Raw genomic sequence first — 14,204 nt, forward strand, 5'->3', positions numbered from 1 at the left:
CTTAAGCCAGCCTTAAGGCAGCGGCGGTCGGGAGGGGGAGACCCTTTCACCAGCCGCGCTCCCGATGTTTGATGTCGATCGTCCCGCCCTTCAGCATGTGCGACCAGTAGAGCCAGGGCAGGAACTTGGTCTTCAGGTACCACATGCTCCGGCGCGGCACGCGCGGGTCGAAGGGGAAGCTCGGCGTCACCTTGCCGCCATAAGCGAATTCCGCCAGCACGATCTTGCCGAGCGCGACGGTCAGCGGACAGGAGCCGTAGCCGTCATAGGCTTTCGGCATCGGCTTGCCGGACATGGTCGCCTGCAGGTTGGCGACCGCCACCGGCGCCTGCAGCCGCACGGCCGCCGCCGTCTTGGCGTTAGACGTCGAGGCGGCATCGCCGAGCGAGAAGACATTGGGGTAGCGTACGTGCCGAAGCGTCGCCGGGTCGACCTCGATCCAGCCGGCGGCGTTGGCGAGCGGGCTCGCGCGCACGACGTCGAGGCCGGTCTGCGGCGGCACGACATGGATCATGTCGAATTGCATTGCGACCTCGCTGGTCGCGCCGTCCTTGCCAGCGACCGCGAACAGCGCCGTCTTCTTCGGCCCGTCGACCGCCTTCAGCGTGTGGCGGTAGCAGACCTCGATGCCGTAGCCGTCGACCGCCTTCTGCAAAGGCGGCACGAAGAACGGCACGCCGAACAGCGCGTCGCCGGTCAGGCAGAATTTCAGAGTCGAGGCGGAGAGCTTTCCCCGGCGTTTCAGGCGGTCCGCCATCAGGTACATGATCTTCTGGGGCGCGCCGGCACACTTGATCGGCATCGCCGGCTGGGTGAACAGCGCCGTGCCGCCCTGGAATTCCCGGATCAGCCGCCAGGTGTATTCAGCGGTGTCGGCGCGGTAGTTGCTGCACACGCCGTTGCGTCCGAGCGTTTCATCGAGGCCGGCGATCGCATCCCAGTCGATCTTCAGGCCCGGGCAGGCGACGAGGTAGTCGTAGCCGACGGCGCGGCCGTCGCTCAGCCGGACGAGATTGCTGTCGGGGTCGAAGGCGCTGACCGCGGCCTTGATCCACTGGACGCCTCTCGGGATCAGCGAACGCTCCTCCCGCGCGGTCTGCTTGCGGGTGAACACGCCCGCGCCGACCAGCGTCCAGCCCGGCTGGTAGGAGTGCACGTCCGCAGGCTCGACGATCGCGACGTCGAGGCGGGCGTCGTGCCGCTTCAGCTCGGCGGCGACCGTGATCCCGGCCGCGCCGCCGCCGACGATCACCACCCGGTGCTTCAGATCGGGCACGGCTGCGATGTGCTTCTGGGCCGCAGCTTCCATGACGCTCCTCCTACTTGCAGATTTTCACATCTGATTATACGTAACTATGTAATCGATAACAGCCAGCGTCAAGGAGAGGTTCCATGAAACCCATTCCCGTCACGGAGAAGTTTTCGGTCGCGGGGCAGCTCGGGGCTGGGGATTTCGCTGAGCTGAAGCGCCTTGGCTTCAGGACCGTCATCAACAACCGGCCCGACGGGGAAGACGCCGCGCAGCCGGGGACGGACGCGGAGGCCGCAGCCGCCAAAGCGGTCGGCCTCTCTTACGTCCACATCCCCGTCACCAGCACGTCGATGACCAAGGATGACGTGCGCCGCTTCGCCGAGGCGATCGTTGCGTCCGACGGCCCGGTTCTCGCGCACTGCCGCTCCGGCGCCCGGGCCTTCTACATGTGGATCCTCGCCGGAGACGCCGACGTGGCGGGCTTCAGCGACGACAAGCTGATCGCCACGGCGACCCGGATCGGCATCAAGCCGGAGGCCGCGCGCACCTGGCTCGCCGCGAACCGCCCCACACGCCGGGCGCAAGCGAAGCCGATGGTGAAAGGCTTCTACGAGGCGCGCACCGGCAGCATCCAGTACGTCGTCAGCGATCCGGCGACGCAAAAATGCGCCGTCGTCGATCCCGTCCTCGACTACGACGAGAAGTCCGGATCGACGAAGACCGAGCAGGCCGACGCAATCCTCGCCTACATCGCTGCGGAAGGCCTCGCGCTCGAATGGATCCTCGACACCCACCCGCACGCCGACCACTTCTCCGCAGCTGCCTACCTGAAGGAGAAGGCCGGCGCCCCGACCGCGATCGGCGCGCACGTCGTCGACGTCCAGGCGCTATGGAAGGGCATCTACAACTGGCCGGACTTCCCCGCAGACGGCCGTCAGTGGGATCGCCTGTTCAATGACGGCGATACCTTCAAGATCGGCTCGCTCGACGCGAGGGTCATGTTCTCGCCGGGGCATACGCTCGCCTCCATCACCTACGTGGTGGGCGACGCCGCCTTCGTACACGACACGCTGTTCATGCCTGATTCCGGCACGGCCCGCGCCGACTTCCCCGGCGGCAGCGCCAAGGTCCTCTGGCAATCGATTCAAGCCATCCTCGCGCTCCCGGACGGGACGCGCGTCTTCACCGGCCATGACTACCAGCCGGGCGGCCGCGAGCCCTTGTGGGAGAGCACTGTCGCCGAGCAGAAGCGCTCCAATCCGCATGTCGCCGGACAGACCGAAGCGAGCTTCATTGCATTGCGCGAGGCGCGCGACGCCACCCTGCCGATGCCGAAGCTGATCCTCTCGGCGCTGCAGGTGAACATCAACGGCGGCCGGCTTCCAGACCCCGAGAGCAACGGCAGGCGCTACCTCAAGATCCCGCTGAATGCTTTGTCGGCGGCCGCATGGTGATGGGGGCCTATCTTGCTGCCGCTCTTGGCGGCGCGCTGATCGGCCTGTCCGCCAGCCTCCTCATGCTGCTGAACGGCCGCATCGCCGGCATCAGCGGCATCGTCGGCGGCATACTCGGCAGGAAGAGCGAACGCTTCGGCCAGGACATCGCTTTCGTCGGTGGCCTTCTTCTCGGCCCGCTCGCCTATTTCTTTCTGTTTGGCAGAGAACCGCTGGTGCAAATCTCGGCCGCTTGGCCGGTGCTGATCGTCGCCGGCCTCCTGGTCGGCTTCGGCACGCGCATGGGCTCGGGCTGCACCTCCGGCCACGGCATCTGCGGGATGGCGCGCCTGTCGCCCCGGTCCCTCGTCGCGGTGTCGATTTTTCTCGGGACAGCGGTCCTGACCGTGCTGGCGGCGCATCACGGAGGTTCGCTGTGAGAGCTGTGCTGCGTTTCCTCGTGGCGCTTGCAGCCGGCCTCCTGTTCGGTCTCGGCCTCGCGATCTCCGGGATGCTCAATCCGGCGAAGGTCCAGGCCTTCCTCGACGTCGCCGGCGCCTGGGACCCGAGCCTGGTCTTCGTGCTCGGCGCCGGCGTCCTGGTCGCATTCCTCGGCTACAGACTGGCGCTCGCCTTTGACAAGCCGCTGCTCGACAGCCGGCTTCACGTCCCGACCAAGACTGTAATCGATCGCCCCCTCGTCGTCGGCTCGGCGCTCTTCGGCGTCGGCTGGGGGCTCGTCGGATTCTGTCCCGGCCCCGCCATCGCATCGCTCTCGCTCGGGCTCACACCGGCCGTGGTCTTCGTCGCCGCCATGCTCGTCGGGATGGTCGTCCACGACCGCTTCGCCGTCTCGAGGGGATGATCGAAATGCTGTATTCCCTCGGACCGGCGCTTCTGTCCGGCGGACTGGTCGGCTTCTCGCTCGGCCTGATCGGCGGCGGGGGATCGATCCTCGCCACACCGCTTCTGCTCTACGTCGTCGGCGTGGCGCAGCCGCACATCGCGATCGGCACCAGCGCGCTCGCCGTCACGGTCAACGCCTTCGCCAACCTCGTCGGCCATGCGCGGAGCGGCAACGTCCGCTGGCGCTGCGCGATCGTGTTCGCCGCCGTCGGCACGCTCGGCGCGCTCGCCGGATCAACGATCGGCAAGCTGGTCGACGGCCAGCGCCTTCTCTTCCTCTTCGGCATTCTCATGCTCGTCGTCGGCGCGCTGATGCTCCGGCCGAGACGGGAGGCGGCAGCGCCCGAGCGTCTTGCCGATTTCCGGACCTGCCTCATCACGGCCGCGATCGCCTTCGTCACCGGCATGGCCTCCGGCTTCTTCGGCATCGGCGGCGGCTTCCTGATCGTGCCGGCGCTGATCCTCGCCACCGGCATGCCGATGATCAACGCCATCGGCTCCTCGCTCCTCGCCGTCGGCAGCTTCGGCTTGGCGACGGCCCTCAACTACGCGGCGTCGGGTCTTGTCGACTGGCCGATCGCCATTGAGTTCATCGCGGGCGGCGTCATCGGCGGCATCCTCGGCATGCTGCTCGCCAACCGCCTGTCATCCGGCAAGAACACGCTCAACCGGATCTTCGCAGGCCTGATCTTCGTCGTCGCGGCCTATGTGCTCTACCGCAGCGCCGGCGCCTTCCTGCACTGAGCATCCCCTGCCGTCGCTTTTCGAAACCACGCAACACGTACTCGCCACTTCCACTTCACGCCAAAGGACACTGCAATGATCGAGAACTGGAAAGACCTGATCGACAACATGAACGGCGGCGTCAAGACGCTCCGGCAGGCGACGCCCGACGTGATGAAGTCATTCTCGGACATGGCGCGCGCGGCGCATGCCGGCGGCGCGCTGGAGAGCAAACCCAAGGAACTGATCGCGCTGGCGATCAGCGTCGCGATCCGCTGCCAGCCCTGCATCGCCTACCACATGGAGGGCGCGGTGAAGGCCGGCGCCAGCCGCGAGGAGATCAGCGAGACACTGGCGATGGCGGTCTACATGGGCGCCGGACCGTCCGTGATGTACGCGGCGCACGCCATCGAGGCGTTCGACCAGCTCTCCGCCAAACCCGCAGCCTAGATCTCTCTGCGGGTCTCACGAGCGCCGGGCCGGGCCGCAGCGGATGTCAGAACACGACGATGCGGCCGGGAATCGCTACACCCTCTTGCGGGTTTTCCAGGTATGCCTGCAGGGCCTCGATGGCCGTCACGGACGTCTGCCGGCGGTCCCGGCCGAACTGGGCGGGCACGCCCTGCGCGGTGACGAAGGCTGCATCGTAGGAGGCTCCTGGATCGAGCTTCGCACCGCCGGCGAAGATCTCAGAGACGCGGTAGCCGACCGGGTTCTCGATCTTGGCAAGGATCGTCAGCCCGCAGAAGCGCTTCACGTAGCCGCCTCTCTGCTCGAACGGGTCGGGGGAGAACGTCCGCCGCAGGTTCTGCTCCATCATCGTCCGGATTTCCGCGCCCGTCAGCGTCACCGTCATGACAGGCGGATTGACCGGGATGATGTTCCAGAGATCGTTCAGCGAGACTGGCCCCGGTGGGACCGGCGCGCCGTATCGCCAGCCGTTCGAGAACGCGATCGTCCGTCCGGATGCCTGGCAAAGCGCCGCCAGCAGCAGGTCGTCCATCGGGCAGTCGAGCATGGTGTTCCGGTGCAGCGCGGCGTCCACGTGGCCGACCCGGGCGGCCAGCTTGTCTCGCGCCGGGCCGACAACGCCTTCGACGAGCGCGTGCATCTTCGGGTCGAGCTCGATCCTGTCATCCATCGCGACGAGCTCGTGCCGTTCCACCTTGACCTCGCCGCGCTCGATGTTGAGGTCCAGCCTGCCGACGAAGGAGCCGTGACAGCCGGACTGGATGATGACCGCGCCGTTGGCGACAATCGGCCGCTCGAGGCGGTCGTGGGTGTGGCCGCTCAACACCACGTCGATGCCTTCGACCATTCCGGCGAGCTTGATGTCCTGCGGCAGGCCGAGGTGGGAGAGCACGACAACCAGCTTGGCGCCCTCGTCTTCCCGAAGCCTGCGGATCTCGTCCGGCAATTCCTTGTCGCCGTCCGTGAAGCGCAGCCCCTCGCTGAAGTGCGGCGGCATCGTCTTGTCAATGATGGTCGCCGCGATGCCGACGATCCCGATCCTCAGCCCGCCCCGCTCGACGACGCGCGACGGAGCGAATGGGCGTCGCCCGCTCTCCAACTCGTAGCAGTTGATCGCCAGGACCGGGTAGTCGAGACGTGCGGCCAGCGCCTGAAAATGCGCAGGCCCCCACGCGAACTCCCAGTGGGCGGTCATCGCGTCGAGCCCGAGCGCGTTGGTCAGGGGAACCAGCGCCTCCCCCTTCGAGGCGACGGCGGCATGGGTGCCGTGGAATGTGTCGCCGTTGTCGAGCGCGACGACGGCGCCCGGACGCTCCGCCCGGACCCGCTCGAAATACGCTGCGATCCGCGCGTAGCCGCCGAGCGTCGGAAACTTTGGCGTCGCGCCATCCCACACCAGCTCGGGGTGCGGCTCGAGGTAGCCGTGCGTGTCGTTGATCTGCAGTAGAGTGACTGTCCGCTTCGATGCCGCGCCCATGTGCCCATTCCTTCCGGGCAGTTCGGGACCCGGGGGTGGAGTGGTTGGCGCGCCAGCTTAAGGGCGGCTTAAGGCACCCGGACCGCTCAGCGGACCCGTGCGAAATTCGCCGCGCCGTGCACGACGCCGTTGCGCTCGGGCCGCGGCACCGGCCTGACCAGGTTGAGGAGCGCGCGCTCCGGGTCGCCGGCGCCGAACACCGCCTCGATGCTGCGGACGCAGAGGACGACCGACTCGTCGGCCAGGCTGTAGTAGACCTGTTTCGCCTGCCGCCGCGTCGTCACCAGCTCGGCCTTGCGGAGCTCCGCCAGCTGCTGGCTGAGCGCCGGCTGGCCGATCCCGGTCGCCACGTCGATTTCCGTGACGGACTTCTCCCCCTCCAGAAGAAGGGACAGGATCATCAGCCGCTGCGGCTGGGCAAACTTCCGCAGTTTGTCGCCAGCGTAGTCGGCCTGCTCGCGGGACTGCCACAAGGCTTTCATGCCGCGCTCCGGCAAAACCAGTCGGGCTCCTGCTGCGCCTTCTCGTCGGCGGGAAAAAGCAGGGGTTGCCCCGGCTGCCAATCGGCGGGGGCCAGCCTCTCGCCGGAGTACGACGCCTGCAGCGCGGCCACCATCCGCACCATCTCGTCGATCGACCGGCCCATCGTCAAAGGGTAGTGCGTGATCGCGCGGATGACGCCTTTCGGATCGATGAAGTACGTCGCCCTGACGCCTGCGCTGCTCTCGGCCGTCTCGTCGAGCATCCCGTACGTCCGGCCAACCGCCATCGACGGGTCCTCGATGACCGGAAACGGGATCTCGACCGAGAAGAGCTCGCGGATCGCCCGCGTCCAGGCCAGGTGCGCGTAGAGGCTGTCCACTGAGAGCCCCACGAGCGCGCAACCCATCGCGACGAAGCGATCGTGGGCCTTGGCCAGCGCGACGAACTCGGTCGTGCACACCGGCGTGAAGTCCGCGGGGTGCGAGAAGAACACCAGCCAGCGACCCCGGAAGTCGGAGAGCCGGACCGGACCTTTAGTGGAGCGGGCCTCGAAGTCGGGAGCGGCGTCGCCCATGCGAAGGGCGGCGGGCGGAGGGCGGAGCGTCGCGTCGGTCATGGAAGCAGAAATCCTGGGTACTCTCAGTTGCAGAACGTGTCGCACGGTCGTCGGGTTGACGCAACACGCTTACAAGATTACATAGTTCAAGAAACCAGTAAGTGACAAGTGATGGCGCTCGGGTCGATACCTCTCGCTGGCAGACGGCGTTTCGGAGCGGGCGCCAAATGCCGTGCGATTTGCGGTGTGGTGTGATGTGACCATCACGCCCTGGCGGACTGGTTCGCTCCGTCTGCTCGCCGGCACGAGCGCCCTCGTCCTGATTAACCGAATGCAGCAACGATGCCCGACGCCCTGCTCCTCGCCCGATTCCAGTTCGCCTTTACAGTCAGCTTCCACTTCATCTTCCCGTCCTTCACCATCGGCCTGGCGAGCTACCTCATGGTCCTCGAAGCCCTCTGGCTGCGGACCGGCGAGGGCGTCTACGCCAACCTGTTCCGCTACTGGGTCAAGGTCTTCGCCGTCGTCTTCGGCATGGGTGTCGTCTCGGGCATCGTGATGTCCTACCAGTTCGGCACCAACTGGTCGGTATTCTCCGACAAGACCGGGCCCGTCATCGGGCCGCTGATGGCCTACGAGGTCCTAACCGCGTTCTTCCTCGAGGCCGGCTTCCTCGGCGTCATGCTGTTCGGCATCAACAAGGTTGGGCCGCGGCTGCATTTCCTCGCGACTTGCATGGTCGGGCTCGGCACGCTCATTTCCGCCTTCTGGATTCTCTCGGCCAACAGCTGGATGCAGACGCCGGCCGGCTACCAGATCGGCGCCAACGGCCAGTTCCTGCCCGGCCCGAGCTGGTGGGCGATCATCTTCAATCCCAGCTTCCCATATCGCCTCGTGCACACCGTGATCGCCTCGTATCTCACGACGGCTTTCGTCGTGGGCGGCGTCGGCGCTTGGCACCTTCTGAAAGACAGGACCAACCTGGGCGCCCGAAAGATGTTCTCGATGGCGATGTGGATGGCGGCTATCGTCGCGCCCATCCAGATCCTCGCGGGCGACCAGCAAGGCCTCAACACGCTCGAATACCAGCCGGCGAAGGTCATGGCCATGGAGGGCCACTACCAGAGCCATCCCCACGGCGCGCCGCTGATCCTGTTCGGCATTCCCGACAGCGCGAAGAAGCGGGTCGACTACGCAATCGAAATCCCCAAGGCCTCCTCGCTCATTCTCAAGCACGATCCCGACGGGCCGCTCGCGGGCCTCGACACTGTGCCCGAAGACCGGCAGCCGCCCGTCGGCGTCGTGTTCTGGGCTTTCCGGATCATGGTCGGCCTCGGTTTCTCGATGCTCGGGCTCGGGCTGTGGAGCTTGCTCGCGCGCCATCGAAAGCGCCTCTATGAGTGGGTGTGGCTGCATCGCGCAGCGATTGTGATGGGACCGAGCGGGTTCGTCGCGGTCATCGCCGGCTGGGTCACGACCGAGGCGGGACGACAGCCATACACGGTCTACGGCTTGCTGCGCACCGCCCAGTCGTCCGCTCCCTTGCACGCCCCGGCCGTCGCTGCCTCGCTGCTCGCTTTCGTTGTCGTCTATTGCGCGGTGTTCGGAGCTGGCGTCTTCTACATCCTGAAGCTCATGGCGAAGCCGCCGCAGCCGCATGAGACCGCGGACCCCTCGGGCGGCACGCCCGTCCGCGCCGCCGGAATCACGCCGGCGCCGGCCATCGAGGGGAGCGCGTCGCCATGATCGATCTCACGGTCGTCTGGGCGGCCATCATCGCCTTTGCCGTCGCTGCCTACGTGGTGATGGACGGCTTCGACCTCGGCATCGGCATCCTCTTCCCGACCTTCCGGGTCGGGGAGGAACGCGACCGTGCGATGAACAGCATCGCGCCCGTCTGGGACGGCAACGAGACCTGGCTGGTGCTCGGCGGCGGGGGGCTCATGGCGGCGTTTCCCCTCGCCTACGCGATCATCCTTCCAGCTCTCTACGCGCCGATGATCGCCATGCTGCTCGGTCTCGTTTTCCGGGGCGTCGCCTTCGAATTCCGCTGGCGCGACCCGAACCACCGCTGGATCTGGGACGCCGCATTCTGCGCCGGGTCGCTCTTTGCGGCCTTCGCCCAGGGCATGACGCTCGGAGCCCTCTTGCAGGGCGTCCACGTCGAGGGTCGAGGGTACGCAGGCGGCTGGTGGGATTGGCTCACGCCATTCACTCTCCTGACCGGCGCGAGCCTCGTCGTCGGCTACGCTTTGCTCGGCGCTGGCTGGCTCATCTGGAAGACCGATGGCGCGACGCAGGCGCACGCGCGCCGCCTGGCGCGCCCGCTTGTCGTGGCGCTCGTCGTCGCGATCGCCTGCGTCAGCGCCGCTACCCCGTTTCTCGAAGGCCGATACTACGAACGCTGGTTCGGGTGGCCGGGTGTTCTCGCGGCCGCGCAAATGCCGATCCTCGTCGCGATCGCCGCGTTTGTCCTCTGGAGAGGGCTTTCCCGCGCTCGGGACTGGCTGCCCTTCCTCATGACGCTCGTCTTGTTCGGTCTGTCGATGACGGGGCTCGGCATTTCCATTTACCCCGATGTGATCCCAGGCCGCGTCACCATCTGGGAGGCGGCGGCGCCGGAGCGCAGCCAGGCCTTCATGCTGATCGGCGCGGTTCTGCTTGTCCCAATCATCCTCGCCTACACGATCTGGGCCTACTGGGTCTTCCGGGGGAAGGTCGATGAAGCTGGATACCACTGACGCTGCTCGTGGCGGCGTCTCGAAGCGGCTGGCCTGGTTCGCCGGCATCTGGGCCGCGAGTGTGCTTGCTCTCGCCTTGGTCGCGCTCGCCATCCGGCTGATCTTGGGCCAGTGAGGCTCCGGAGACCTTTCAAATCGCTGATGATGCCGGCAGGCGGCCGGCGCTGCTCGCTTGCCGCCTGCCGATCGGGCCAATTCAGCTTTTCGTGAACTTCGAAGCCTCTTCCGAGCCGCCGGTGGCGTCGCCCTTCGAGTAGGAATGCGCGCCGACGCCGGCTAGCTTGCCACCCTCGACGATCAAATACTCGTCGCGGATTGGACGGCCCTCGAAGAAGCACTCGAGGATCTCGCGCGTGCCCGCCGCATAGCGCGCTTGCGCCGAGAGAGAGGTGCCCGAGATGTGCGGGGTCATGGCGTTGTGCGGCATCGCGCGCCAGGGGTGGTCCTTCGGCGCGGGCTGCGGGAACCAGACGTCGCCACCGTACCCCGCCAACTGGCCACTCTGGATCGCGCGGGCGACAGCATCGCGGTCGCATAGCTTGCCGCGGGCCGTGTTGACCAGGTAGGCCCCGCGCTTGAACAGCTTCAACGTCTTGTCGTTGATCATGTGCTCCGTTTCAGGATGAAGCGGGCAGTTCAGTGTAACGATGTCGCAGGCCGGGTACATGTCCTGCGGCGTCTCATGCCATGCAAGCCCCAGTTCCCTTTCGACTTCCTTCGGCAGCCGGTGGCGGTCGGTGTAGTGCAGGTGCATTCCGAAAGGCTTGAGCCGGCGCAACACCCCCAGGCCGATGCGGCCGGCGGCGACCGTTCCCACATGCATCCCCTCGATGTCGTAGGAGCGCTCGACGCAGTCGGCGATGTTCCAGCCGCCCTTCACCGCCCAGTCGTGCGAGGGCGTGTAGTTGCGCACCAGGTTGAGGATGGTCATCACCACGTGCTCGGCGACGCTGATCGAGTTGGAGTAGGTGACTTCGGCGACCGTGATGCCCCGGTCGATCGCGGCCTGCAGATCTACATGGTCCGACCCGATGCCGGCGGTCACCGCCAGTTTCAGCTTCTTCGCCTTGGCGATGCGCTCCGCCGTCAGGTAGGCCGGCCAGAACGGCTGCGAGATGACGACGTCGGCATCGATCAGCTCCCGTTCGAAGGCCGACCGTGGACCGTCCTTGTCCGTGGTGACAACGAAGCTGTGGCCGTTCGCTTCGAGGTATTTACGCAGCCCGAGTTCGCCCGACACGCTGCCGAGGAGGCTCCCCGGCACGAAGTCGATCGCCTTCGGGGTCGGCAAGGTTTGCCCGTCGGGATAGCGGTCGATGACGGGCAGCGAATCGCGCGGGTAGCTCTTTGGATAGCCACCAACCGGGTCGTCGTAGAGAACGCAGACAACTTTCGCCATTCCTGTTTCCTCCGTCGGGCGCGCGGAAATGCCCGGCCCCTCACGGAGTCGTTTCTCGCGCGCGCTTGGTTGTTTTTGGTTTGCCTTCTCGGCCCTGCGACCGTCGCACGCGACGGAAGCAGCCTCAAATCAAAGGTTTCGAATAATCGATAGAGCGTTTCTATCAACTATCCATTGCCTGTTTGAAGCGCGCTTCGAAGTCCGCGCCGCGCAATGCGGCCACCAGCGCGGAGACCATCGGCGATCGCGGCAGGCGCGCTTTCAGCACCAGGCCGATCGCGTGGTCTGCCGTCGGCTCGACGAGATTGATCGGGACAAGTCCGCTGGCCCCGCCGAATATGTAGAAGAAAGTGTGGGGGACGATGCCGCACCACATTCCATTGCGCAGGTGGGCGCACACCGCCAGAAAAGAGTCGCTGACGATCGGCGGGGCGATCTTGAGGCCCGCCGATTCGGCGATCCCGTCGAGGATCCGGCGGTTCTGCATGTCGTTGCTGAGCAGGCAGAGCGGCTCTCTCACCGCCTCAGCCCACGTGACAGCCTCCCGGTCGGCCAAGGGATGGTCTGGCTGGCAGACGAAGACGTAGCGCTCGCGGTAGAGTTGGAAGCGGTCGACGTTCTCGAGCGGCTCGTTGTCAAGGTAGGTCAGTCCGCCATCGAATGCGAAGTCGTCGATGCCTCGTTGGATGGCACGCGACGTCACCGACCTGATGTCCACCTGCACGTCCGGAAAGCGCTCGCTGAAGCGCTCAGTGAGGAATGCGATCGACGGCATGGCAGCCGGTATCACGCCAAGGCGCAGCGTCCCGGCCAGCCCTTTGTGCGTCCCGTGCAGTTCGTCTCGCAGGCTGTCGTAGTCGGTGAGGATCTGCCGCCCCCAAGCGAGCGCCTTGTCGCCCTCAGGCGTCAGCCCGAGGTAGCGATGGCCACGGACGATCAGCGTGACCCCGAGATCCTCCTCGAGCTTGCGGATCGCTGCCGACAGCGTCGGCTGCGTGATGTTGCAAGCTTCTGCAGCCTTCTTGAAGTGCTTTTCCTCCGCGAGCGTGACGAAGAAGGAGAGATGTCGGAGGAGCATGGGACGGTAGCCGAGGTTGGGTTGGTTTCATTTAGGTCGGATGCCCCGTTCTCCTCTGGCGCTGCTAACCCTCCAGAAGCCTCTCGTAGAAGCCACCGAACGCGCCGTCCGGAGAGACCAGGTGGATTTCCAGGATCCAGTGCCGAACACGGCCGTTGGCGTCGCGGTTGCGCATCGGCTCCGGGTTCTCGGGGCTGACGTGGTGGAGCTGCTTCACCCCGGGGATGCGAGCGTGCGGGAATTCCGACACGATGTGGCCCGCGATCTTGCCGCCGAATTTCCAGCCGGCGGCCTCAGCCGAGGCGCAGGCAAACGCGTAGAGCGCGGCACCGGATATGTACGGATTCTCCTCGAAATGGCGCTTCACGATGTCAAACTGGCGCGGCAGTTCCGCGCAGAGCGCGTGCTTACGCGGGTCGGCGCCGACGGCGTAGCTGCGGCCGACATCCGCCTCCCACTCCTCAAGTACGGGCCCGAGGTCCAGGAAGACCATGTCGTCGTCGCCCACCACGCGGACCGGCGGGTTGTCGGCGGCGACGGAGAGCGTGTTGATCCCCGCGCGCACGATGCGCTTGTGCCAGTCGCGTTCGATCCCGAACTGTTCCCGGGCCAGCGCGCGGATGTCCTGCTCGATTTCCCGCTCAGTGCGGCCGGCCTTGATGAACCCGGCGTCCTCTATCGCATCCAGGAGGCTGAGCGCCATGCGTTCGGCGCCCCGCAATGCCTCGGTGCGGGCAGCTTCGTCGGCGCCAACGGCCGCTTGTTCCATCTCGTCGCCTCCGCTCGTTGTATTCTTCTGAATACAGTGAGTGAACCGCAGCCTCAAGCCTTGGCCGTCGCAGCAGTCTTCTTGACATTCCCGACGCGTGCTTGGTGGACCAGATCTAGATACTTGAGATCGTGGAAGGGCGGAACGCTGCCGCGGCCTTCCCAACGACCGTCGTCGCTTCGCGGTGGCTACGCAGTCGCAGCAGGCGGCTCTCATCCGAAAGTGAAGGAGTAGGCTTGCACGCCGGGGTCGAGGAACCTGATCTCGAAAGTCCGATCCCTCACCGGGCCTTTCTGGCGAACGAGCTGATAGAGGCGCTGCCCGCCCACCGTGCCGTTGCCATCCGCGTCCGTGTCGACGCCATGGTCTTCTCCCGGCGCCTTGCCGTCGACGGTCACGCGAAAGCGGACCGGTTTGCCGTCAGGTGACGGGCCGAGCACCAGATGCAGGTCGCGCGCATGGAAGCGGTAGGTGATGCCGCCATCCGCCGCGTCCAGCGTCGCTTCCTCGCCATGAACGGTCCACTGGCCGGAAAGCCCCCATTGATTAAGCTCCGGGGTACCGACTGAGTAAGCGTGTGCCGCGTCCTGCACCGCCCCGCCATCCGAGATGAAATTCTCAGCCCGTTCGTAGCCGATATAGGTTTCGGGCGATTGGACGTCGTTCATGTCGGCGGCGGCTTCCGCCCCGGTCGCTTTCACCTCGACGACGCTGCTGGCCACCGGCTTGCCGTTGGCCTCCGCGAGCAATTGCTGGATGACATGCTCCGAGCCGGCATATTCGCCCTCGCCGAAATGGTGGTGGCGGATGCGGCCTTCGGCGTCGATGAAATAGTGGGCGGGCCAGTACTGGTTGTTGAAGGCGTTCCAGATCGCGTAGTCATTGTCGATGGCGACAGGATAGGTGACGCCGAGAT

At 66.1% G+C, this 14,204-nt stretch carries 15 protein-coding genes and 1 pseudogene; 8 read left to right on the forward strand and 8 right to left on the reverse strand.

The annotated features are described in order from the left end of the window. Positions 1 to 46 precede the first annotated feature (46 nt). Positions 47 to 1,309 carry an NAD(P)/FAD-dependent oxidoreductase gene (locus tag ACFOHJ_RS15395; protein WP_378221941.1) on the reverse strand — a complete coding sequence of 421 codons (1,263 nt, stop codon included), beginning with the start codon at positions 1,307 to 1,309 and terminating at the stop codon, positions 47 to 49. 83 nt (positions 1,310 to 1,392) lie between these two features. Here ACFOHJ_RS15395 and blh point away from each other — a divergent pair, with 83 nt between their 5' ends. The 5 genes from blh (at position 1,393) to ACFOHJ_RS15420 (ending at position 4,764) form a co-directional block, all read left to right on the forward strand. Beyond that, positions 1,393 to 2,706: a bifunctional sulfur transferase/dioxygenase Blh gene (gene blh / locus ACFOHJ_RS15400; RefSeq protein WP_378221942.1), complete on the forward strand. Its 1,314-nt coding sequence runs from the start codon at positions 1,393 to 1,395 to the stop codon at positions 2,704 to 2,706. Next, complete coding sequence (locus ACFOHJ_RS15405; protein WP_378221944.1) at positions 2,706 to 3,125, forward strand: YeeE/YedE family protein; 420 nt, start codon at positions 2,706 to 2,708, stop codon at positions 3,123 to 3,125. The genes blh and ACFOHJ_RS15405 overlap by 1 nt, the downstream gene beginning before the upstream one ends. Further along, positions 3,122 to 3,550, forward strand: a complete 429-nt coding sequence (locus tag ACFOHJ_RS15410) for a DUF6691 family protein (RefSeq protein ID WP_378221946.1) — start codon at positions 3,122 to 3,124, stop codon at positions 3,548 to 3,550. The genes ACFOHJ_RS15405 and ACFOHJ_RS15410 overlap by 4 nt, the downstream gene beginning before the upstream one ends. 5 nt (positions 3,551 to 3,555) lie before the next feature. Beyond that, positions 3,556 to 4,335, forward strand: coding sequence for a sulfite exporter TauE/SafE family protein (locus ACFOHJ_RS15415; protein WP_378221948.1), 780 nt, complete (start codon positions 3,556 to 3,558; stop codon positions 4,333 to 4,335). A gap of 75 nt (positions 4,336 to 4,410) precedes the next feature. After that, entirely contained in the window at positions 4,411 to 4,764 is a 354-nt protein-coding gene (locus ACFOHJ_RS15420) for a carboxymuconolactone decarboxylase family protein (protein WP_378221950.1), read from the forward strand. Positions 4,765 to 4,810: 46 nt separating this feature from the next. Here ACFOHJ_RS15420 and ACFOHJ_RS15425 read toward each other — a convergent pair whose 3' ends face one another. The 3 genes from ACFOHJ_RS15425 to ACFOHJ_RS15435 all read right to left on the reverse strand — a co-directional run bounded on the left by ACFOHJ_RS15425 (position 4,811) and on the right by ACFOHJ_RS15435 (position 7,361). Then, positions 4,811 to 6,262, reverse strand: coding sequence for a bifunctional metallophosphatase/5'-nucleotidase (locus tag ACFOHJ_RS15425; protein ID WP_378221952.1), 1,452 nt, complete (start codon positions 6,260 to 6,262; stop codon positions 4,811 to 4,813). A gap of 86 nt (positions 6,263 to 6,348) precedes the next feature. Further along, positions 6,349 to 6,744 (reverse strand): ArsR/SmtB family transcription factor, encoded by a 396-nt coding sequence (locus tag ACFOHJ_RS15430; protein ID WP_378221954.1) that lies wholly within the window; start codon positions 6,742 to 6,744, stop codon positions 6,349 to 6,351. Then, positions 6,741 to 7,361, reverse strand: coding sequence for a peroxiredoxin (locus ACFOHJ_RS15435; protein WP_378221955.1), 621 nt, complete (start codon positions 7,359 to 7,361; stop codon positions 6,741 to 6,743). The genes ACFOHJ_RS15430 and ACFOHJ_RS15435 overlap by 4 nt, the downstream gene beginning before the upstream one ends. A gap of 282 nt (positions 7,362 to 7,643) precedes the next feature. Here ACFOHJ_RS15435 and ACFOHJ_RS15440 point away from each other — a divergent pair, with 282 nt between their 5' ends. Genes ACFOHJ_RS15440 through ACFOHJ_RS15450 form a run of 3 tightly spaced genes read left to right on the forward strand, consistent with a single transcriptional unit; the run spans position 7,644 to position 10,157 of the window. Then, positions 7,644 to 9,047, forward strand: a complete 1,404-nt coding sequence (locus ACFOHJ_RS15440; RefSeq protein WP_378221957.1) for a cytochrome ubiquinol oxidase subunit I — start codon at positions 7,644 to 7,646, stop codon at positions 9,045 to 9,047. Then, a complete protein-coding gene (gene cydB, locus ACFOHJ_RS15445; protein ID WP_378221959.1) occupies positions 9,044 to 10,042 on the forward strand; it encodes a cytochrome d ubiquinol oxidase subunit II in 999 nt (332 codons plus the stop codon). Before ACFOHJ_RS15440 ends, cydB begins: the two co-directional genes overlap by 4 nt. Next, the gene (locus ACFOHJ_RS15450) at positions 10,023 to 10,157 is read left to right on the forward strand and encodes a DUF2474 family protein (protein WP_378221960.1); all 135 of its coding nucleotides are present in this window, start codon (positions 10,023 to 10,025) and stop codon (positions 10,155 to 10,157) included. Before cydB ends, ACFOHJ_RS15450 begins: the two co-directional genes overlap by 20 nt. Positions 10,158 to 10,238: 81 nt before the next feature. Here ACFOHJ_RS15450 and ACFOHJ_RS15455 read toward each other — a convergent pair whose 3' ends face one another. The 4 genes and pseudogenes from ACFOHJ_RS15455 to ACFOHJ_RS15470 all read right to left on the reverse strand — a co-directional run. Then, a complete protein-coding gene (locus tag ACFOHJ_RS15455; protein ID WP_378221961.1) occupies positions 10,239 to 11,441 on the reverse strand; it encodes an NAD-dependent formate dehydrogenase in 1,203 nt (400 codons plus the stop codon). A gap of 163 nt (positions 11,442 to 11,604) precedes the next feature. Further along, entirely contained in the window at positions 11,605 to 12,519 is a 915-nt protein-coding gene (locus tag ACFOHJ_RS15460; protein ID WP_378221963.1) for a LysR family transcriptional regulator, read from the reverse strand. 64 nt (positions 12,520 to 12,583) lie between these two features. Continuing rightward, positions 12,584 to 13,288, reverse strand: a complete 705-nt coding sequence (locus ACFOHJ_RS15465) for a M24 family metallopeptidase (RefSeq protein WP_378221965.1) — start codon at positions 13,286 to 13,288, stop codon at positions 12,584 to 12,586. Positions 13,289 to 13,500: 212 nt separating this feature from the next. Beyond that, positions 13,501 to 14,204 (reverse strand): annotated as a pseudogene (locus tag ACFOHJ_RS15470) (cytochrome c biogenesis protein DipZ); the annotation flags it as partial.

Origin of the sequence: Aquamicrobium soli (assembly GCF_042646345.1) — a bacterium.
GTDB lineage: Bacteria > Pseudomonadota > Alphaproteobacteria > Rhizobiales > Rhizobiaceae > Mesorhizobium > Mesorhizobium soli_A.